Annotated in this window: 19 protein-coding genes; 14 read left to right on the top strand and 5 right to left on the bottom strand. The window is 31.0% G+C overall.

Annotated features, from left to right (window positions below; all coding sequences use genetic code 11):
• Positions 1–33 precede the first annotated feature (33 nt).
• The gene (locus FHG05_RS04600) at positions 34–1,224 is read left to right on the top strand and encodes a hypothetical protein (RefSeq protein ID WP_140996835.1); all 1,191 of its coding nucleotides are present in this window, start codon (positions 34–36) and stop codon (positions 1,222–1,224) included.
• Positions 1,225–1,266: 42 nt separating this feature from the next.
• Here FHG05_RS04600 and lysA read toward each other — a convergent pair whose 3' ends face one another.
• Positions 1,267–2,493 (bottom strand): diaminopimelate decarboxylase, encoded by a 1,227-nt coding sequence (lysA, locus tag FHG05_RS04595; protein ID WP_140996834.1) that lies wholly within the window; start codon positions 2,491–2,493, stop codon positions 1,267–1,269.
• 224 nt (positions 2,494–2,717) lie between these two features.
• Between lysA and sucC the strand changes: the two genes are divergently transcribed.
• Positions 2,718–3,911 carry an ADP-forming succinate--CoA ligase subunit beta gene (gene sucC / locus FHG05_RS04590; protein ID WP_140996833.1) on the top strand — a complete coding sequence of 398 codons (1,194 nt, stop codon included), beginning with the start codon at positions 2,718–2,720 and terminating at the stop codon, positions 3,909–3,911.
• Between the two features lie 445 nt (positions 3,912–4,356).
• On the opposite strand, the gene FHG05_RS04585 is transcribed toward sucC, so the two are convergent.
• Together FHG05_RS04585 and FHG05_RS04580 are read right to left on the bottom strand one after the other, a co-directional pair.
• Complete coding sequence (locus FHG05_RS04585; RefSeq protein WP_140996832.1) at positions 4,357–4,737, bottom strand: RidA family protein; 381 nt, start codon at positions 4,735–4,737, stop codon at positions 4,357–4,359.
• Positions 4,738–4,769: 32 nt separating this feature from the next.
• Positions 4,770–7,517, bottom strand: coding sequence for a putative LPS assembly protein LptD (locus tag FHG05_RS04580; RefSeq protein WP_140996831.1), 2,748 nt, complete (start codon positions 7,515–7,517; stop codon positions 4,770–4,772).
• 139 nt (positions 7,518–7,656) lie between these two features.
• Between FHG05_RS04580 and FHG05_RS04575 the strand changes: the two genes are divergently transcribed.
• The 11 genes from FHG05_RS04575 (at position 7,657) to FHG05_RS04525 (ending at position 19,500) form a co-directional block, all read left to right on the top strand.
• Positions 7,657–8,721, top strand: a complete 1,065-nt coding sequence (locus FHG05_RS04575) for an N-acetylmuramoyl-L-alanine amidase family protein (RefSeq protein ID WP_232338051.1) — start codon at positions 7,657–7,659, stop codon at positions 8,719–8,721.
• Positions 8,722–8,755: 34 nt separating this feature from the next.
• Complete coding sequence (locus tag FHG05_RS04570; RefSeq protein ID WP_140996829.1) at positions 8,756–9,727, top strand: MlaD family protein; 972 nt, start codon at positions 8,756–8,758, stop codon at positions 9,725–9,727.
• Between the two features lie 11 nt (positions 9,728–9,738).
• Positions 9,739–11,070, top strand: a complete 1,332-nt coding sequence (locus FHG05_RS04565; RefSeq protein WP_140996828.1) for a (Fe-S)-binding protein — start codon at positions 9,739–9,741, stop codon at positions 11,068–11,070.
• A 95-nt stretch (positions 11,071–11,165) separates the two neighbouring features.
• Positions 11,166–11,960 (top strand): (Fe-S)-binding protein, encoded by a 795-nt coding sequence (locus tag FHG05_RS04560; protein WP_140996827.1) that lies wholly within the window; start codon positions 11,166–11,168, stop codon positions 11,958–11,960.
• Positions 11,961–11,972: 12 nt separating this feature from the next.
• Complete coding sequence (locus tag FHG05_RS04555) at positions 11,973–12,584, top strand: hypothetical protein (RefSeq protein ID WP_140996826.1); 612 nt, start codon at positions 11,973–11,975, stop codon at positions 12,582–12,584.
• The gene (locus tag FHG05_RS04550) at positions 12,584–13,066 is read left to right on the top strand and encodes an ABC transporter ATPase (RefSeq protein WP_140996825.1); all 483 of its coding nucleotides are present in this window, start codon (positions 12,584–12,586) and stop codon (positions 13,064–13,066) included. Before FHG05_RS04555 ends, FHG05_RS04550 begins: the two co-directional genes overlap by 1 nt.
• A 17-nt stretch (positions 13,067–13,083) precedes the next feature.
• Entirely contained in the window at positions 13,084–14,304 is a 1,221-nt protein-coding gene (gene serB / locus FHG05_RS04545; RefSeq protein ID WP_140996824.1) for a phosphoserine phosphatase SerB, read from the top strand.
• Between the two features lie 110 nt (positions 14,305–14,414).
• Complete coding sequence (locus tag FHG05_RS04540; protein WP_140996823.1) at positions 14,415–17,303, top strand: glycoside hydrolase family 3 N-terminal domain-containing protein; 2,889 nt, start codon at positions 14,415–14,417, stop codon at positions 17,301–17,303.
• 2 nt (positions 17,304–17,305) lie between these two features.
• Positions 17,306–17,761 (top strand): DUF1801 domain-containing protein, encoded by a 456-nt coding sequence (locus FHG05_RS04535; RefSeq protein ID WP_140996822.1) that lies wholly within the window; start codon positions 17,306–17,308, stop codon positions 17,759–17,761.
• A 139-nt stretch (positions 17,762–17,900) separates the two neighbouring features.
• On the top strand, positions 17,901–19,043 hold the full coding sequence (bshA, locus tag FHG05_RS04530; RefSeq protein ID WP_140996821.1) for an N-acetyl-alpha-D-glucosaminyl L-malate synthase BshA: 1,143 nt from the start codon (positions 17,901–17,903) through the stop codon (positions 19,041–19,043).
• Positions 19,033–19,500: a protease complex subunit PrcB family protein gene (locus tag FHG05_RS04525; protein ID WP_181369141.1), complete on the top strand. Its 468-nt coding sequence runs from the start codon at positions 19,033–19,035 to the stop codon at positions 19,498–19,500. Before bshA ends, FHG05_RS04525 begins: the two co-directional genes overlap by 11 nt.
• Before the next feature lie 44 nt (positions 19,501–19,544).
• Here FHG05_RS04525 and FHG05_RS04520 read toward each other — a convergent pair whose 3' ends face one another.
• Both FHG05_RS04520 and FHG05_RS04515 read right to left on the bottom strand, forming a co-directional pair.
• Positions 19,545–20,042: a hypothetical protein gene (locus FHG05_RS04520; RefSeq protein ID WP_140996819.1), complete on the bottom strand. Its 498-nt coding sequence runs from the start codon at positions 20,040–20,042 to the stop codon at positions 19,545–19,547.
• 100 nt (positions 20,043–20,142) lie between these two features.
• Complete coding sequence (locus FHG05_RS04515) at positions 20,143–20,949, bottom strand: hypothetical protein (RefSeq protein ID WP_140996818.1); 807 nt, start codon at positions 20,947–20,949, stop codon at positions 20,143–20,145.
• A gap of 228 nt (positions 20,950–21,177) precedes the next feature.
• Here FHG05_RS04515 and aroC point away from each other — a divergent pair, with 228 nt between their 5' ends.
• On the top strand, positions 21,178–22,239 hold the full coding sequence (aroC, locus tag FHG05_RS04510) for a chorismate synthase (RefSeq protein WP_140996817.1): 1,062 nt from the start codon (positions 21,178–21,180) through the stop codon (positions 22,237–22,239).
• Positions 22,240–22,257 lie beyond the last annotated feature (18 nt).

Raw genomic sequence — 22,257 nt, 5'->3', positions numbered from 1 at the left:
ATTTGGTAAAAACCAAACAAAACTCTTTTAAACATGAAAAAAAAGTACTTAAGTGCAATGAGTATGTTGTATTTCTCATTGTTACAAGCCCAAGTGGGTATTAACACTACAACTCCAGTAGCCATACTGGATATTCAACCTACTAATGCTGCAAACCCTAGTCCAAATGATGGTTTGTTAATTCCAAGAGTGACTAATTTAGCTGAAGTAAATCCTTCATCAAACCAAAACGGCATGCTAATTTATCTAAGTAATGATGTGGTTAAAAATGCAAAAGCGTATTCAAAAGGTTTTCTATATTGGGATAGTGAGGCTGTAGATTGGTTTCCCATGAGTTCGGGAGAATGGAAATCGGGAGTAAATCAAAATGGTGAAGCACTGATCTATTCTACACAAGCAAATGCTAATGGAACTAAGATTGTGGTTACTGACGAAGGGAAGATTGGTATTGGAACAGATAATCCTGTAGAAAAATTTGAATTTAGAGGAGTTGGAGATAATGATTTTCAAATTACTAGTGCTGATTCAAATCCACCAAATTTAATTTTATATAATACAGGTGGAACTATAGATTATCCATCTTTGCCAAATACGAATCAAGAAATTGGAGCTTTAGTATTTAAAACTAATAATGGTTACGGTATGCAAGAAGTAGGAGGTATTCATTATTTTATAGATGGAACTCCAAGTACTTCTAGTTTACCAACAAAACTTGTAATTAATACGACTAAGAATAATCAAATTACTGATTCAGGCTCGTTTACTATTAGAGGAAATGGAAATGTAGGAATTGGAACACTAAATCCTTCGGCAAAATTAAATTTACCTGCATCCGATGGATCTTCTAATTCGGCTCCTTTAAAATTAACAGCAGGAACTTCTCTCGCCAATCCAGAACCAGGCGCAATGGAATATGATGGTACCAATTTATATTTTACAAATGCCAGTAATACAAGAGAAGTTGTTATGAAAGGGATAGTTGTAGATAGAAGTTTAGACTTTCCTTCAATTGCCAATTTATCCTCTTATGAACTCGAAATTCCTTTGAATGGTGTTTCTCAAAATAGTACTTGTAACTGCTCTCCAGTTGGACCAATTGAAAGTGGATTAACTTGGAGTTGCTATGTTATTGAGGATGCTGTTAAAATTAGACTCTTAAACGCTTCTATATTAGGAACTATAAATCCCACCAGAAGAAATTGGAAAATAACGGTTTTTAAATAAAATTAATTAAATAAAAAAGCTTCTCACAAGAGAAGCTTTTTTTTATGCAATTACAGTTTCATTTAAAATATCGATTTCTACTTGATTACGAATAATATCCTCAAAAGATTCTCTTTGTCGAATTAAGTGTCCTTTTCCGTTTAACCAAAGTACTTCAGCAGGTTTCACCCTTGAGTTATAATTAGATGCCATTGAAAAGCAATAAGCACCAGCATTTCTAAAACATAAGATATCTCCTTCATGTATTTCAGAAATACGTCTATTATTTGCAAAAGTATCGGTTTCACAGATGTAACCAACTACCGAATAATAGCGTTCTTTCCCTTTTGGATTGGAAATATTTTCAATATAATGTTGAGAACCATATAACATGGGTCTTATTAAATGATTAAAACCACTATCTATACCAGCAAAAACAGTTGAAGTTGTTTGTTTTACTACATTCACTTTGGCCAAGAAAAAACCAGCTTCGCTCACTAAAAACTTTCCAGGTTCAAAAGCTAGCGTTAAAGGTTTGCCATATTCTTTCTCAAATGCAAGAAAACGTTTGGTTAATTTTTTGCCAAATTCTTCTACATTGGTTTCAATATCATCTTTTTTGTAAGGAACTTTAAAACCACTACCAAAATCAATAAATTCTAAATTTTTAAAGTGCTTAGCGGTTTCGAATAAAATTTCTGCTGCATACAAAAATACGTCAATGTCTAAAATATCTGAACCTGTATGCATGTGGATTCCATTTATATTCATATTGGTATTTTCAATTATGCGAAGTAAATGTGGCAATTGATGAATCGAAATGCCAAATTTACTATCAATATGACCAACAGAAATATTAGCATTTCCTCCAGCCATTACATGTGGATTAATTCGCACACAAACGGGTGTTTTTGGATGCTTTGTACCAAATTGTTCCAAGAAGGACAAATTATCAATATTAATTTGAACGCCCATTTCTGCTACATTTTCAATTTCTTCTAAAGAAACACCGTTAGGAGTATACATAATTTCTTGCGGGTCAAAACCAGCATGTAAACCAAGCATAACTTCTTCAATGGAAACTGTATCTAAACCTGAACCTAATTTTTTTAAAACTTTTAAAATAGATATATTCGACAAGGCTTTAACGGCATAATGAATTTTAAACTGTTCTACCTTTGAAAAGGCATCTGTTAATCTTTTATATTGTGATTCAATTTTAGCAGCATCATAAACATATAATGGTGAACCAAATTCTTCCACTAATTGTAATAAATCTTGATTTTTCATTGTCCCTTTTTTCTGCAAATTAAAAACATTTGTCATTAGAAATAATTAAAATGATGTTAATTAAACAAAAAATAACATTTAGTTATAAATATAACAATATTCAAATTTTTTAAATTAACTTATAAGCTTTAAAGAATTCCAAATTATCCTTAAAAATGTTAGCCAATTAGAAATTAGTTTGTTATTTTTGTGGCACTTTTTAAAAAGAAATAACCTATTATATTATGAATTTACACGAATATCAAGGTAAAGAAATATTAGCTAGCTATGGAGTGCGTATTCAACGTGGGCATGTTGCTAATAACGCTGAAGAAGCTGTAGCAAAAGCAAAACAATTAACTGCTGAAACAGGAACAGGTTGGCACGTAATTAAAGCTCAAATTCACGCGGGTGGTCGTGGAAAAGGTGGAGGAGTTAAATTGGCTAAAAATTTAGATCAAGTTGCTGAATTAGCTGGTCAAATTATTGGAATGGATTTAATTACACCTCAAACCCCTCCAACTGGTAAAAGAGTTCATAAAGTTTTAGTAGCGGAGGATGTTTATTATCCAGGTGAAAGCGAAACTTCAGAATTTTATATGTCAGTTTTATTAAATAGAGGAAAAGGTAGAAATATGATTATGTATTCTACTGAAGGAGGAATGGATATTGAAGAAGTAGCTGAAAAAACACCTCATTTAATTTTTACTGAAGAGATTGATCCTGCTGTAGGTTTGCAAGGGTTTCAAGCAAGAAGAATTGCTTTTAATTTAGGATTATCAGGTAATGCTTTTAAAGAGATGATAAAATTTGTTGACGCTCTTTACAAAGCTTATATTGGTTCTGATGCTTCAATGTTTGAAATTAATCCTGTTTTAAAAACGTCTGATGATAAAATTATTGCAGTAGATGCTAAAGTTGATTTAGATGATAATGCATTATTCCGTCATAAAGATTTAGCTGAAATGAGAGATATTCGTGAAGAAAATCCAATTGAAGTTGAAGCTAAAGAAGTTGGTTTAAATTATGTGGATCTTGATGGTACTGTAGGATGTATGGTGAACGGTGCTGGTCTTGCAATGGCAACTATGGATTTAATTAAGTATGCAGGTTTTGAGCCAGCAAACTTCTTAGATGTTGGTGGTACTGCTGATGCAAAACGTGTGGAAACAGCTTTCCGTATTATTTTAAAAGATCCAAATGTAAAAGCTATTTTGATTAATATCTTTGGAGGAATTGTACGTTGTGATAGAGTAGCACAAGGAGTTGTAGATGCTTATAAAAATATGGGTGATGCAATTAAAGTGCCTATTATTGTACGTTTACAAGGAACGAATGCTGAAATTGCAAAAGAATTAATTGATAATTCAGGAATGCCAATTTTATCAGCTGTTCAATTCCAAGAAGCTGCTGATCAAGTAAAAGCTGCTTTATCGTAATAAGATAATTCTGGTTATATATAAAAAATCCCAAGTTTTTACTTGGGATTTTTTATATAATATCTAAATCAAATTCTAAAATTTGATGAATTTGATGCACTAGAAGACAAAGAAGTAGGATTATTATTGTTTGTGTTATTCTTTTTCTTAATAATGGAGTTAAGGATTTCATTGTTAAATGATTAATTATAAAAAAGAGTATTACAGAAATAAGCCCTAAAATACTACCAATACTTAAGATGATAAAATTTTGTAAGGTTTCAACTAATTTGAAATTAGTCCCTATACTAATTTTTACATAGATGAGGAACATGGAAAACATAATACTCAAAAAAATACAGTAAGTGTAAAATAAAATTCCGTTACTTTCTTTCACATTTAATTAGAATAAAAAATCTTAAACTTATTAGAATGAGATTTATATTATAGTTGTCAATAATCTTTCTTATTTCATCGCAATCATTGAAATTTCAACATTCACATTTTTTGGTAAACAAGCCACCTGAACGGTTTCTCTTGCAGGTGCTGTTTTTTCATCAAAGTAACTTCCATAAACACCATTAATTTTACCAAAATCATTCATGTCACTGATAAAAATACTGGTTTTAATTACATTGTCAAAGGTCATTTCAGCTGCATCAAGTACAGCTTTCATATTTTCCATTACTTGTTTTGTTTCGGTTTCAATATCCGTTAAAACCAATTCTCCAGTAGAAGGATTGATTGCTATTTGTCCTGAAGTATATAAAGTGTTTCCTACTAAAACAGCTTGGTTGTATGGGCCAATTGGTGCTGGAGCTTTATCTGTAAAAATTATTTTTTTCATTTGGTTTGTAAATTTATTTTATAAGTAAACGATTATCTGAAAACGCGATCTGGTAATTGGTTTTTCTCCCATTTAATATCGCTTAATACAGATGAACTAATTCCAATAAAGAATCCCCAATAGGTATTAGGACCAAAAGGAACCCAATTGAAACTCATTCTCCAACTTTCTAAATCGCGCTCAAAACGTAACTGTGTAAAAGTAATTCCTTTTTGTTTAAAATCATATCCAGAGGATGCACCTACTTTCCATCTAGGTGCTAATTCGATATTTCCGGAAACCATTAAGGAGTGTGAGGCAATTTCATTTTGTCTATTACTATTCGAATAGGTAACAGAATAGGCGAGGCGCAAATCCCAAGGCAATTTGGTGTTATACCATTCACTATGGGGATCTTCGTCTTCTTCTTTACCATCATCATTAAAAAGACTTTGACGGTTATCATTTAAATTAGTACCAGTTCCAAATAAATCATCTTGACGGCCACCATTTTGTTCTGTTTGACTAGACCCATTTCCGTTTTTATCACCATCTGCACTAGAAAAACCATAATTAATAGTCATGTTAGCACTGGTTAATCGAAACAAACTACCGCCATTATCAATATTGTATTTTTCAATTCTCCTGCCAGAATTATCGATTGCATAAGGATCTAAAGTAGCTCCAAAATTAAGATTCATTTTTTGTTTAAAAAGCTGTGTTCCACCACTTACACGCATAGGTGACCAGGCTAATGAATCAGCAGCTAAATTATAACTAGTTGAAAAATTCAAATTGTTTAAAAGCATTACTTTTTTAGGCTCATCTTTTTCACTTTCATCATCTCTAACCTTTGCTTCAAAGGTGTTACTTAATGAAAAACCTAAATTATTGGAATAACTTTTTCCAGGTGCTCCAAATAATCCTCCTTCAAAACGAGTATATTCTCGATAGGTATTACCAGTTGCATCAATAGCATAAGTATCATAATATTGATCAAAACTAGGCGTGTATCCATACGATACACTTGGACGCATTACATGTCTTAAAGCTTGAAATTTTTTATCTTCACCAAAATTAAAAGTACCATAAATAGTGGTTCCGATACTCGCACTAAAATTATACGTTCTAAAAGCGTCAAATCCTTTTACATCTTCAGTAACGACTTTGTTTTCAGTAGAACTAAATGATTTTTCAATGGTATTTAGTGCCCAAACTTCATTATAGCTAGCTCCTGTAGTAACGCTAAAATATTTGAATACTTTAAAATTAGTACTAATAGGAATAGTATGTTGAAAGCCTGTTTTAGCATCTCTAAACATTTGAGGTTTGAAAAATAAAGAATCAGCTGTTGAAATTCTATTTTCACCTCTCAAATTATATTGAAAATTGATGTTTTTGATAAATCCTTTTTTAACGCCATCTTTTGGTGCAAAAGGGAAAATACGATCCACACTAGCTTGTAGTGTTGGTAAAGTCATATTGATGACTTCAGTATTTGTATTTTGATTATGAGTGGCAGATAATGATAAGTTAACTTGAGGAACAGTTTGGAATGTTTTTGAATAGGAAACCGAAGAACTTAAGTTGTTATTTAAACTGGAACCAATATTAGCTAAATTAACGGATTGTCTAAAATATTGGCTACTACCTAAGTTTACAGAAGCAGAAAATCGAGAGTTAGCTGCTGCTTTTGCATCTTGACTATGTGACCACTGAATATTATATTGTTTCGATTTTACATAGTCGGGTAATCCTTTTTCACTCTGAATGTTATTTTCAAATCTAAAATTGACGCGACCATTAAATTTATACCTTTTTGCATAACTGCTTTCAAATCGCAATCCATAACTACCATTGGTATAATAATCTCCTAAAACTGCTAAATCATAATAATCTGTTAGAGCAAAGTAATACCCTCCATTTTGTAAGAAATAGCCTTGTTGGTTGGATTGTCCTGGTGTAGGCACAATAAATCCTGAGGTGCTTTTTTCAGACATTGGAAAATAAGCAAAAGGTAGGAAAACAGGTGTAGGAACATCTACAATTACTAAATGAGTTGGACCTACTACTACTTTTTTCTTAGGTACAAATTTAACTTTGGAAACCGCAAAATAATATTCTGGATCATCTATATTTTTTGAAGTTGTTATTCTAGCATTTTTTAAGAAAATAACAGAATCGTTTTCTCTTTTGGATACTTCTGCTTTAATATTTAATTCGCCTTGTTTGGTTCTAGAATTCCAAATAAGCGCTTTTTTGGTTTTAAAATTAAAACGAATTGAATCGGGTTCGATTACATTGTTCCCTTGTTTGAAAACAGGATATTGAATATAGTTTCCTAAGCTGTCTTTTATTCGACCTGCATATACTTCATTCTTTTCATAATTGAGAACGATAATTCCCGCTTTTAATTCAATATCGGTATAATATAATTCTGCTTCATTATAAAGTGTTAATTCTTTTGTTTTCTGATTGGCTTTTTCATAATCTTTTGCCTTACGAGTTACAACACCTTCTAATAATGGCTTTTTTTTAACTGTATCGTTTGTTTTCTTTGTGGGATCAAGAGGATTCTCAATTTTTACTAAAGAAGAATCGATAACAATACTAGTAGTAATAGAGTCATTTTTAACCTTATCCTGCTTGTTAAAAGATTTTTTAGGTTTTATTTCTTGTGAGTACAGCGCATGATTTCCAATTGTTAGAAAAATTGCTAAAAAAACGATATGAAATAACTTTGTATACAACGCTAATAATAGTATTTTTGTAAAAATTTGGCTTACTTTTTGAAGTGTCAAACTTACATATATTTTTTTGTAAAAATAAGCTTTTAATAAAATTATAACTATGCGGAAAGAAACCTGCTATACACCCCAATTAAAATTTAACCTTAAAGTGTTAATAATCACTGTTTTGTTTTTGTCTTTTTCAAATGTCATGGCACAGTCAAAGTCAAAATTTAAAGTAGTATTAGATGCAGGACACGGCGGAAAAGACTATGGAAATGTGCATCATGGTTACATTGAAAAGAAAATTGCATTGGCAGTAACTTTAAAAGTGGGAGAATATTTAAGTAAAGATAGCGATTTCGATTTTTTCTATTCTCGTAAAACGGATGTGTTTGTTGAATTAAAAGACAGAGCCATTCAAGCAAATAAACAAGATGCTAATCTTTTTGTTTCCATTCATTGTAATGCAGCTAAAAATTATTCTGCTTTTGGAACCGAAACTTTTGTAATGGGATTGAGTAGAAGTTCTACTAATTTAGAAGTTGCTAAAAATGAAAACTCGGTAATTTTATTAGAAGACGATTATAAAGAAAATTATAAAGGTTTTGATCCAAACCGACCTGAATCTTTAATTGGTTTAAAAATTTTACAAGAAGAGTATTTAAATCAAAGTATTGAACTAGCCGCGTTTGTAGAAGATAATTTCAAAGATAATTTAGGTAAAAAGAGTAGAGGTGTTAAACAAGCACCACTTTGGGTGTTAGACGCTTCATACATGCCAGGAGTTTTGATAGAAATAGGTTTTTTGTCTAATAAAGTTGAAGGTGAATATTTAAATACAGAAAAAGGACAAAATGAAGTGGCAAAAGCTATTGCAGATGCAATTTTTTCGTATAAAAAGCAATATTATAAAACATCATCTGGAACGAAACCTGTTGTTACAGAAACTGGAAGAGTAGAGGAAACTCCAGCTGTTGTAAAAGAAGATCCAGTTCAAGCCATAATTGAAAATGTTAAAAATGGTATTCAATTTAAAGTACAGTTGTCTGCAAGTAGTACTAAGATTGCAACATCTCCTTCTAATTTTAAAGGGTTAAATGGTGTTCATGTGGAACAATCCGGTAAAATTTATAAGTATCTTTTTGGTTCTGAGGATAGTTATGAATTGGCACAAAATAAATTAACAGAAGCTAAAAATAAAGGTTTTGAATCGGCGTTTATAGTAGCTTATAAAGATGGAGTAAAAATTAACCTATCTGATGCTATTAAATAAAATAAAGTTTTATTTTTGTTAAAAATAATGTATTTTGAAACTGACCAAAGAAATTAAAACCGCGATTTTAGTTATTTCCTCAATTTTACTTTTTATTTGGGGATATAGTTTTTTAAAAGGGAGAAATCTATTCGATTCTAGTAAAAAATTATATGTAGTTTATGATTCTGTTGAAGGCTTAGAACCTTCTTCTATTGTAAAGCTAAAAGGTGTAAATGTTGGAAGAGTGAATTCGTACCACTTTTTGGAAAATAAAAAAGTAGAAGTTGAAATTGCAATTACTTCAGATTATCCTATTTCAAAAACTAGTGTTGCCGAATTATCTGGTTCATCACCTTTAGGTGGTAAAGAAATTATCATCATTCCTAATGATGAAGATACTAATTTAGCTGTATCTGGTGATTTTCTTCCATCAAGATCTAAACTTGGTCTTACAGATGCTTTAGCTGAACAAATGGAACCTTTGAAAGACAAAATAGATAAATTATTAAATAATGCCAATATCTTATTTGCAAATTTTAATGAAATATTGGATCAAAAGACCAAAGACAATTTGAAAGGTAGTATTAATGAATTGAATAGAAGTATGACTCAATTTAGTGGTATTTCTAGAAATTTAAATACTTTATTAACGGAAAATAAAACCAAGTTGAACCAATCGTTTGACAATTTAGATAAAACTACAGCTAATTTTGCAGTAATGTCAGATTCTTTGGCGAAAGCTAATTTAGGTCAAACTGTAAAAAATCTGGAGAAAACTTTGGCTAGTGTAGATAAAATTATGAAAGGAATTGAGAGTGGTAAAGGAACCATGGGTAAATTAATGAATGATGAAGCGATGTATACCAATTTTACTAAGGCTTCTAAAGAACTAGAGTTGTTATTGCAAGATTTAAGATTGCATCCTACGCGTTATGTAAATGTTTCACTTTTTGGTAAAAAAGAAAAACCTTATGTAGCTCCAGAAAAAAATAATAAAACAGAAAATTCAGAACAAAATAAATAAAGACGAACCCTATGAGTATTTTACCTAATCTATTATTTGCTATCGTATTAGTTATTGGAATTGGTTATTTTGCTAAAAATGTAAAAAAACTAATTCGCAATATAAAATTGGGTCAAGATGTAGATCGAAAAGACAATCCTTCTGCAAGATGGAAAAATATGATGATGATAGCTTTAGGACAGTCAAAAATGGTAAAAAGACCCATTGCTGGATTTTTACATATTATTGTATATGTTGGATTCATCATTATCAATTTAGAGGTTTTAGAAATTATTATTGATGGCTTATTTGGTACACATCGTGTATTTGCTTTTCTAGGAGGTTTTTATAACTTTTTAATTGGCTCTTTTGAAATTCTTGCCTTTTTAGTTCTAGTAGCGGTAATTATATTTTGGTTAAGACGAAATGTAATCAAATTGCAACGTTTTTGGAAACCAGAAATGAAAGGTTTTCCTAAAAATGATGCCAATTATATTTTGTATTTTGAAGTCGTATTAATGACGTTATTCTTAACCATGAATGCAGCTGATTTTCATTTGCAATACGTTCCTGGTGGATTCTCACATTATCATCAAGCAGGAAGCTATCCTATTTCTCAGTTAATAGCTCCTATTTTCGATGGAATGGATAATAGTGTAGTTTTTATGATTGAAAGAACAGCTTGGTGGTTGCATATTTGTGGCATTTTAGTGTTTTTAAATTATTTATATTTTTCTAAACATTTACATATTTTATTAGCTTTCCCAAATACGTATTTTGCGAATCTAAAACCACAAGGTCAATTTGATAATTTAGAAAGTGTAACCAATGAAGTAAAACTAATGATGGATCCTTCAGCTGACCCATTTGCTGCACCCGCAAATCCAGATGCTGTGCCTGCCAAATTCGGAGCTTCTGACGTGCAGGATTTAAATTGGGTACAATTATTAAATGCTTACACCTGTACAGAATGTGGAAGATGTACATCTTCATGTCCTGCAAATCAAACAGGAAAAAAATTATCTCCAAGAAAGATTATGATGGATACGAGAGATCGTCTAGAAGAAGTAGGTAAAAATATAGATGCGAATAAAGGAACTTTTGTAGAAGATGGTAAAACCTTGTTAAACGATTACATTACAACTGAAGAGCTTTGGGCTTGTACGTCATGTAATGCATGTGTTGAAGAGTGCCCTGTAAATATTAGTCCGTTATCTATCATTATGGATATGAGACGTTATTTAGTTATGGAACAAAGTGCAGCTCCTATGGAATTAAATAACATGATGACCAATATTGAAAATAACGGTGCTCCATGGCAATACAACCAAATGGATCGCTTAAATTGGAAAAACGAAAATTAATAAATGCAGATTCAAGTTTTGAATCATTCGCTTTAGAAATACTAATTGAAAATCAGATTGAGTAATTAATTCTTAATCTAAAATCAAATTTTAATATGTCAGATAATACTATAGTTGTGCCAACAATGGCAGAAATGATGGCAGAAGGAAAACAGCCAGAAGTTTTATTTTGGGTAGGTTGTGCTGGAAGTTTTGATGATCGTGCCAAAAAAATTACCAAAGCTTTTGTGAAAATTTTAAATAGAGCCAATATATCATTTGCTGTTTTAGGAACGGAAGAAAGTTGTACAGGCGATCCGGCTAAAAGAGCAGGTAACGAATTTTTATTCCAAATGCAAGCCATGACAAATATTGAGGTCATGAATGCGTATGAAATTAAAAAAATTGTAACCGCATGTCCTCATTGTTTCAATACTTTAAAAAATGAATATCCTGAATTAGGAGGTACTTATGAAGTAGTACATCATACTCAGTTTTTAAAGTCATTATTAGAAGATGGGAGATTAACAATTGAAGGAGGACAGTTTAAAGGCAAAAGAATTACCTTTCACGATCCTTGTTATTTAGGAAGAGCGAATCAAGTATATGAAGCACCAAGAGATTTAATTCAGAAATTAGATGCAGAACTTGTTGAAATGAAACGTTCTAGAGCAAATGGTCTTTGTTGTGGTGCGGGTGGTGCTCAAATGTTTAAAGAACCTGAAAAAGGAAATAAAGATATCAATATTGAGCGTACAGAAGATGCTTTAGAAACACAACCTGAAATTATTGCTGCAGGATGTCCGTTTTGTAATACAATGATGACAGACGGAATTAAATTTAAGGAAAAAGAAAACCAGGTTAAAGTAATGGACGTGGCTGAATTAATTGCAAATGCTCAAGATTTATAAAACACACTTTGTATGAAAAAAACAACCTTTTTTATAATATTTTTTGTTTTTACAACTGCTCTTTTTTCTCAAAAATTAACGAAGGATGAGTTAAAAACAAAACTAGCTGAAGTAACCTGTAAATGTGCTGAAGGCAAAGAAATGACGAAAGAAAATTACGAATTGTCTTTAGGACTTTGCATTTTGGAAGCAGTAAATAAATACCAATCTGATGTAGAATACCATTATGGGAAAGACTATATTTCTAAAATTGAAGAGATTGGTGGAGACGTTGGTGAAAAAGTTGCAGTAGTTTGTCCTAATCTTCTAATGAAAATATTAGAAACTACAGGTGATAATTTTGGCGATAATACAAGTGCTGAAACGTATGAAGATGAAATTTTAGAAGGAGCTTTTGTGAATTCTAATGTTGACGGTTTCCTTTTTGTAAAAATAAAAGAAGCTTCTGGTAAAACACATGAGTTATTATTAATTAATAGTTTTGATAATTCGTATTTAATTTTGGATAAAGTTTTAAAAGCAAATGATAAAGTAAAAGTATTTTATTTTGATGCTTTATTGTACAATGCAAAAACCAATAAATTCGAAAATTTTAAAGTAATAAACGATTTAGTTAAGTTATAATGTACGTATCTTTTGACACATTACCTCCTCATTCTAGAATTTGGATTTACCAATCGAATAGAAAACTGTCTGATGACGAAGTAACAGCTATAGAAGCTGCTACAAAAGAATTTTTAGAGGGTTGGTCTGCACACGGACAAAGTTTAGAGGCTTCCTTTAAAATGGAATACAATCGATTTATCATCATTGCAGTAAATCAAGATGTGCAAACAGCAACTGGTTGTTCTATAGATGCTTCGGTTCAGTTTATTCAAAATTTGGAGCAAAAGTATCAAATCGATTTGTTAGACAAAATGAATGTGACTTTTAAGCTCGGTGAACATATTGCACACAAAACATTAATCGAATTTAAAAAAATGGCCAAAGAAAAAGCTGTGTCTGCTAATACTATTGTATTTAATAATTTGGTTAATACAATTGAAGAATGGGAAGACTTTTGGATGGTTCCGGCTAGTGAAAGTTGGCATAATCGTTTTTTTTAAAATATTAATTATCACTAATGGCGAGTGAAATTTTTTTACTAAACATTTCCGGGCAAGATAAACCTGGTTTAACCTCTTCTTTAACTGCTGTTTTATCTGAATATGATGCAAAAATTTTAGATATTGGTCAAGCCAATATACATGATACTTTATCTTTAGGAATTCTTTTTCAAATTGAATCGGGCAAAAAATCGGCAGCCGTTTTAAAAGATTTACTTTTTAAATCTTATGAATTAGGGATTAAAGCTAAATTTAAACCCATACCACTTGATGATTACGAAAATTGGGTAGATCTTCAAGGTAAAGACCGTTATATTGTTACTTTATTAGGCGAAAAATTATCTGCCAAACAAATTTCTGAAGTAACCAAAGTAATATCAGATAAAGGACTCAATATTGATGCGATTAAAAGGTTAACCGGAAGAGTTTCATTGGTAAAACATGATACCTATCCTAAAGCTTCTATTCAATTGTCTATTCGAGGTGGCATACATAATAAGGCAGAGTTTACAGAGAAATTCATGCAAATTTCTAGAGAACTAGACCTCGATATCGCTTTTCAAGAAGATACTATCTTTAGACGAAACAAACGCTTGGTTTGTTTTGATATGGATTCCACTTTAATTCAAACCGAAGTTATTGATGAATTAGCTGAATTAGCTGGTGTAGGAGAAGAAGTTCGGAAAATTACGGAATCTGCTATGCAAGGGGAAATAGATTTTAAAGAAAGTTTTACCCAACGCATGCAACTTCTAAAAGGATTAAGCGAAACGGTATTGGAAGAAGTGGCTGTTAATTTGCCCATCACTAAAGGAGCTAGAAGACTTATAGATACTTTAAAAAAATACGGTTTTAAAACGGCTATACTTTCAGGTGGGTTTACTTATTTTGGTCATTACCTTCAGAAAGAATTAGGTATTGATTATGTATTTGCTAATGAGTTAGAAATTAAAGATGGTTTACTAACAGGCAATTATATTGGTGAAATTGTAGATGGAAATAAAAAAGCTGAATACTTACAAGAATTAGCCATAAAAGAAGGAATTGACATCAATCAAACCATTGCCGTTGGTGATGGTGCAAACGATCTTCCGATGCTTAATTTAGCAGGATTAGGAATTGCATTTCATGCCAAACCTTTGGTAAAAGATAATGCACAAAGTGCCATTTCTAGTATTGGACTTGATGGTGTTCTTTACCTCTTAGGTTACCACGATAAACACATAGATTTACATTAAAATCTGCATTTCATTATAAAAGATTTAAGAAAAAATTGTTATTATTTCACTATATTTGAAAACATCATTAAACCAACTTAATGATGTTTTTTTATTAATACTATTTTCCAATGCGTTATTTACTTTTTCTAATTTTCTTATCGCCAGTTATTTATGCTCAAAAAAAATCAAATTTGCCTCAAGAAAAGTGGGTAGATAGCATATATAACCAGATGAGTTTTGAAGACAAAGTGGGGCAACTCTTCATGGTTGCAGCTTATTCTAATAAAAATGAGGCTCATTGTAAAGATGTTGATGAATTAGTTGAAAAATATAATGTAGGTGGCTTAATCTTTTTTCAAGGTGGTCCTGTTCGACAAGCTCAATTAACCAATCGATACCAATCAAAATCTAAAGTACCTTTATTTATAGGAATTGACGCAGAATGGGGTTTAAGTATGCGATTAGATTCTACCTTTAGATATCCTTGGAACATGACATTGGGTGCTATTCAAGATTTTAAACTAATCGAAAAGTTAGGAATGCAAATGGGCGAACAATCTAAACGAATGGGAATCCATTTTAATTTTGCTCCCGTTGTAGATATTAATACCAATCCGAATAATCCTATTATTGGTAATCGTTCTTTTGGTGAAGATAAGATTAATGTTACCAATGCTGCTGTTGCTTTAATGACAGGTTTACAAAGTGAAGGAGTTTTTGCAACGGCCAAACATTTTCCAGGTCATGGTGATACAGAAACCGATTCTCATCATACTTTACCCGTTGTAAAGTTTTCTAAAGAACGACTCGATGCTGTAGAAATATATCCTTACAGAGAGCTTATTAAGAATGGTTTAGCTAGTGTAATGGTTGCACATTTAGATGTTCCAAGTATAGAGCCTAGAAAAGGATACCCTACTTCAATTTCCTTTAATGTTGTAACCAATATTTTAAAGAATGAGTTAAAATTTGACGGTCTTATTTTTACTGACGCTTTAAATATGAAAGGAGCCAGCAATTTTAAAAAGCCTGGAGATATTGATTTAGAGGCATTTTTAGCAGGTAATGATGTCTTACTTTTTGCAGAAAATGTGCCTATTGCAATCGAAAAATTTAAGGAAGCTTTTCAAGAGGGTAAAATTTCGGAAATACGTCTAGCGTATTCAGTTAAAAAAATATTGAGATACAAGTATAAAGCGCAGTTACATAATTATAAGCCTATAGATTTAAACCATTTGTATGAAGATTTAAATCAATCGAAATATGAAGCTATGAATTATGCTTTATATGAGAATGCTGTTACTACTTTACGTAATAAAGATGCAGTTTTTCCCATACAAAATTTGGATAAAGAAAAAATTGCTTATGTAAAATTAGGTGATGCAAATTCTGACTTTTTTTTGGAAGAATTAAGAAAATATACTATTGTAGATCAAATTGAAGTAAATGCTAAGAAAATAGAAGAGACTTTAGAAGAATTGAAAAAATATACTAAAGTTATTATAGGTTTTCATAAAGAAGATGGTGCATGGAAAAATCATAATCCAGATAAAGATGAAATTGCAATTTTAGAAAAAATTGCTAAAGAAAATAAAGTTGTGGTTACTTTTTTTACGAAACCTTATGCTTTGCTAAAATTGGATCGGTTTTCAGATTTTGAAGGGTTTATTTTAGCCTATCAAAATAATAACTTTTCAAGCACGGTTGCTGCAGAAGCTATATTTGGTGCTATTGGTACTAAAGGTAAATTGCCAGTATCTATTAATAAGAATTTTTATATAAATGATGGAATTGCTACAAAAGCTTTAAATATTTTGGGATATGGTGCTCCTGAAAATGTAGGATTGGATTCTACTATTTTATCTAAAATTGATTCTATTGCCAACTATGCCATTGCCAAAAAAATGACTCCTGGAGCGCAAATAATTGTTGCCAGAAAAGGAAAAGTGGTTTATGAGAAATCATTTGGTTATCACACGTATGATAAAGATTTAGAAGTAAAAAATACAGATTTATATGATGTTGCTTCGTTGACTAAAATTTTAGCTACCTTACCTAATATCATGATTCAGTATAATAAAGGTAACCTTACATTAAAAACAAAATTAAAAGAAATGTTACCTGTTTTTAAGGGAAGTAATAAAGAAAATGCCACTTTCTTAGACATGCTTACGCATCAAGCTCGTTTTCAAGCTTGGATTCCATTTTATAAAGAAACCTTGGATTCTTTGGGTAAACCCAAAAAGGAAATCTATCGTAAAAAATATTCTGAAGAATTTCCCTATCAAGTAGCGGAGCATCTTTTTATAAGAAAAGATTATAATGATACTATTATAAAAAGAATTGCTGATAGCGAATTACTGAAAAAAGCAAAATACAAATACAGTGATTTTTCGTTTATTTTGATGAAAGAATTTTTGGAGCGCAAAACGGGAAAAAAATTAGATAGTTTAGTAGTTGAAAATTACTTTGCTAAAATGGGATTAACTACCATGACCTACAATCCATTGCATAAATTTGATGTGGATCAAATTGTACCAACAGAAGTGGATAATTATTTTAGATACCAAACCATTCATGGGTATGTTCACGATATGGGTGCTGCTATGCAAGGTGGTGTTGCTGGGCATGCTGGACTTTTTTCGAATGCATTAGATGTTGCTAAAATGATGCAAATGTATTTGCAAAGAGGAAAATACGATAACCAAGAATTTTTCTCTGAAAAAACATTTAATGCTTTTAATACATGTTATTATTGTAAAGATAAAAACAGAAGAGGTTTAGGTTTTGATAAACCCCAATTAGGAGAAGCTGGTCCCACTTGTGGCTGTGTTTCTATGACTAGTTTTGGGCATACGGGTTTTACAGGAACCATGGCATGGGCTGATCCAGATAGTGAAATTGTTTATGTGTTTTTATCGAATAGAACTTATCCTGAAGCAACTACAAATTACCTGTCAAAAGAAAATATTAGAGAAAATATTCAAAAAGTTATTTACGAATCTATAATTCATTAGTCATGACATCATCAGCAAAATCTCCAGAGGACTATATTAAAGAAGTTCCTGAGGAAAGAAAAAACGCCATAAATAAACTTAGAGCAGTCATTTTAAAAAATTTGCCCAAAGGTTTTCGAGAAGAAATGAGTTATGGAATGATTGGTTATGTGGTGCCTCATGAGCTATATCCTTCGGGCTATCATTGTAATCCTAAATTGCCTTTGCCTTTTATGAGTTTTGCTTCCCAAAAAAATAGTATCAATTTTTATCATATGGGAATTTATGCTAAAAAAGATTTGTACGATTGGTTTGTTGCGGCTTATCCTCAATTTTCAAGTAAAAAATTAGACATGGGTAAAAGTTGTATGCGCTTCAAAAAGGAAGAAGATATTCCTTATGATTTAATTGGAGAATTGGTTACTAAAATGACCGTTGCAGATTGGATTGCTACTTATGAAAAAGCGTTTACTAAATAATTTAACGAATATTTAAAAAATAGGCTTGTAAAATAATAGTACTTTTATAGACTGTAAATCATTTCATACAATTGTTGATTTTATATTGAGATTAAAATTAGAATTAGAATATGAAGTGTATGTCAATAAATAAACCTATATGAAAATAGCCATAGTTTGTTATCCAACTTTCGGAGGAAGTGGAGTAGTAGCAACTGAATTAGGACTTGAATTGGCTCGAAAAGGTCACCAAATTCATTTTATAACCTACAGTCAACCCGTGCGGTTAGCACTTTTAAATCAAAATATATTTTATCACGAAGTACACGTTCCGGAATATCCTTTATTTCATTACCAACCTTATGAACTAGCACTATCGAGTAAATTAGTCGATATGGTAAAATTGCACAAAATTGAAGTATTACATGTGCATTATGCGATACCTCATGCCTATGCAGGTTATATGGCTAAAAAAATGTTGGAAGAGGAAGGAATACGAATTCCTATGGTAACCACTTTGCACGGTACCGATATAACTTTAGTAGGTAATCATCCTTTTTATAAGCCTGCTGTTAGTTTTAGTATTAATAAATCGGATGTAGTAACTAGTGTTTCCAATAGCCTAAAAGAAGATACGTATCGTTTATTTGATATTAAAAAAGAGATTAAGGTAATTCCAAATTTTATCGAAATTAATAAAGAAAGATTAGATGTAAATGATCCTTGTCATCGATCTTTAATGGCAACTTCTGATGAAAAAGTAGTGACTCATATTTCTAATTTTAGAAAAGTAAAACGGATTGACGATGTGGTTAAAATCTTTTTTGAAATCCAAAAACATATCCCAGCTAAGTTAATGATGGTAGGAGATGGTCCTGAAAAAGAAAAAGCAGAAACGCTGTGTCAAGAATTAGGTATTCAAAGTAAAGTCATCTTTTTTGGAAACAGTAACGAAATTGATAAAATTTTATGTTTTACCGATTTATTCTTACTTCCATCCGAAACAGAAAGTTTTGGTTTAGCGGCTTTAGAAGCTATGTCTTGTGGTGTTCCAGTGATTTCTAGTAATTCCGGTGGTTTACCTGAGGTAAATATTGATGGAGTTACCGGATATTTAAGTAATGTGGGTGATGTTCAAGACATGAGTAAAAATGCCATATCAATTTTAAAAGACGATAAAATTTTAAGTCAATTTAAAAGAAATGCTTTGCAAGAAGCTTCTGAATATGATATTAAAAAAATATTACCACTTTACGAAAATGTTTATGAAGAAGTTATTAAATCGTATGCCAATGAAAATTAGTTACTTGTTATTTGTTTTTTTGATTGTATCTTCTTGTTGTTCCAATAAAACAAATTCAGAATCAGAAAAGAATATAGATAATACTACTAAAAACCAAAACGTAACTTTCGAAGTTGTCCATTCTTCTTCTTATGGAGGTAAGGATACTTTTAACTACTTAATTGCAGAAAACACAACTGACCTGAATGAGGAATTAGAAAGATTGGAACTTACTTCTCAATTACCAGAAATTCATAAAATTAATTTTGATGAAAAAGCAGTTCTATTTTTGTATTTAGGTCAAAAAAATACAGGTGGTTATAGTATTACTGTTGATAAAGTTGAAAAAATAAAGGAAGAAATAGTAATTTATTCCAAACAAATTGGACCGAAAAGTGGAGAGAATGTAACCATGGCTTTAACGAACCCTTTTTGTATTGCCATTATTCCAAAAGCTAAAAAATATAGTGTAAAATAAAAAAGGAACTCATTGAGTTCCTTTTTTGTAAATATAATGGATTATTAGAATCTATATCTAATACCTAATGCGATATCTGGTCCAAAACCATCTCTATAATCAGCATAATCTCCACCAAAATATAATTCTGGTCTGAAATCTAATGATAATTGTAATGGGAAATCAAAGTTATATTCAATTCCAATGTCTCCAGCAGCTAAAATGTATGAACCACTATCATCAGCACCGTAATATTTTTCATCAATACTCCATGAACCAACTCCAGCACCAACACCAGCGTACCAGTTAAAACCTTTATCAATATTCCAAACCCATTGGTATAAACCAACTAATTTAAAAGCATCAATATGATTACTATTTCTCCAACCTAAATCGAACTCTAATCGATTGTTGTCTGATAAACCTCTTTGGTAAGAAAGCTCTCCACCAAAACCATCATTATCTCCTAATCTAAGTCCTAATGCATTTTTCGATATGTCCTGCGCTTGGGAACTGAAAGCCAAACCTACTAGCATAAAAGCTGTTAAAATTAATTTTCTCATTTGTTTTTTAATTTATTAAATTGTTGAATACAAAATTAGAACTTAAAACGAATTATTTTTTATAAAATTATAAAAATAAGTTACAGAATTGCAATTTTTGTTAGTTTACTACATAAGTATCTAAATACTCAAATTGATTACCTATATAGGATGTGGGTATATTTAATTGATTGCTAATATCTTGTGCAAATTGACTGTCCAAATTGTACTGAGATATCGTATGTGTGTGTACTACTCCAATATTTTTTGCCACAAATTGTTCAGAAATAATTACATCTTGTGGTTGTAAAATTGTAAATGTTATGGGAAACCCTCCAACATCTTGAGTAGAAGTAACTTTAATATTTAAAACAATTTTTCCAGATTTAACATCACTATAAGTATTTCCATATGGTGAAGTGTATGTTGGATAAGAATTCCCTCCAACTGACTTTAGAACATAATTAATAGTAAGTGGATAGCCATTTACTATTTCTTGAATAACACCAGTTCTTGTTGAAGGATTACCTTCTAATGGAGCATCTGCATCAAAAGCAATGAAATCATCTAAAACTAAACTAAAATTAAAAGGGAGGTTTTGATCATTGTTTAATGAAAATGTTCCAGAGAGTAATAATTTATTACCACTTACTTTTACACCGTTATTATGTAATGAATTGGAATAAAATCCAAATGCTACGTTATCCTTAGCTTTCATTTTTTTATAGGTTTTCCCATTGATAACGGTATCATTTCCTACATATAATGAATCTCTAGAGTTGTTTTGTGTATCATCTGTTATGTCATAGGTCCAATAATTACTACTATTAAATGGTAATACAAATGGCTCACTTTGAGCTGAATCAGTATCATTGGAACAGGAAAATAAAATCGTAGCAATTAGAAAAAGAGGGATTATGTTTTTCATAAATTAATAAATACGGTTTCTAGCAAATATAGAATTTTTTAATAATTAATAATCTATATCTTATAATTTTAATGATATAGCTATGAATATATAACTTCTTTGCATTAGTAATAAAAGTAATTAGAGTATTTACTAAAACTCATAAATATTACATAAATTTGTTTTCACCCAATCAAAAAATAAAAAGTGTAATAGTTACATCTATGTAACTACATATTAGTTTACATTATGGCAGGAAATTCATTTGGTAAAATTTTTTCACTAATGACATTTGGAGAATCTCACGGAGAAGCACTTGGAGGTGTTATTGATGGTTGTCCAGCTGGAATTCAGTTAGATTTTGAGGCTATAAAAGTAGAAATGCAAAGAAGAAAACCTGGACAGTCTGCTATTGTTACCCAACGCAAAGAAGAAGATGAAGTGCAGTTTTTATCTGGAATTTTTGAAGGAAAAACTACTGGAACTCCAATAGGGTTTATTATTCCTAATACCAATCAAAAGTCTCAAGATTATTCCGATATTAAAGATACTTTTAGACCAAGCCATGCAGATTATGTATATGAAAAGAAATATGGACTAAGAGATTATAGAGGAGGTGGAAGAAGTTCTGCAAGAGAAACTGCAAGTAGAGTAGTTGCAGGTGCAATTGCTAAGCAAGTAATTTCAAACATAAAGATTACTGCATTTGTTTCATCAGTGGGAGAAATTTCATTGAATAAATCGTATGAAGAAATGGATTTTTCAAATATTGAGAAAAACCCTGTTCGCTGTCCTGATTTAGAAATGGCTCTTGAAATGGAAAACTATATCAAGGAAATAAAAAAGCAAGGAGACACCGTTGGAGGTGTAATTACTTGTGTTATACAAAATGTTCCGATTGGTCTAGGAGAGCCAGTGTTTGACAAATTGCATGCTGAACTTGGTAAAGCCATGTTATCTATAAATGCAGTCAAAGGTTTTGAATTTGGTAGCGGTTTTGATGGTTCTAAAATGAAAGGAAGTCAGCATAATGATTTATTTAATTCAGATGGTACGACTAAAACGAATTTATCTGGAGGGATTCAAGGTGGTATAAGCAATGGAATGGATATTTATTTTAGAGTGGCATTTAAACCAGTTGCTACTTTAATTCAAAAGCAAGATGTTTTAACCAAAGAAGGAGATATCATTAATTTGCAAGGAAAAGGCAGACATGATCCTTGTGTCGTTCCAAGAGCAGTACCTATTGTTGAAGCAATGGCAGCCTTAGTAATGGCAGATTTTTATTTGTTACAAAATACCAAAGAATAATTATTTTTTGATAAATAA

Source organism: Flavobacterium profundi, from assembly GCF_006491645.1.
Taxonomy (GTDB): domain Bacteria; phylum Bacteroidota; class Bacteroidia; order Flavobacteriales; family Flavobacteriaceae; genus Flavobacterium; species Flavobacterium profundi.
This window is presented reverse-complemented; position numbering and strand designations above follow the sequence as displayed.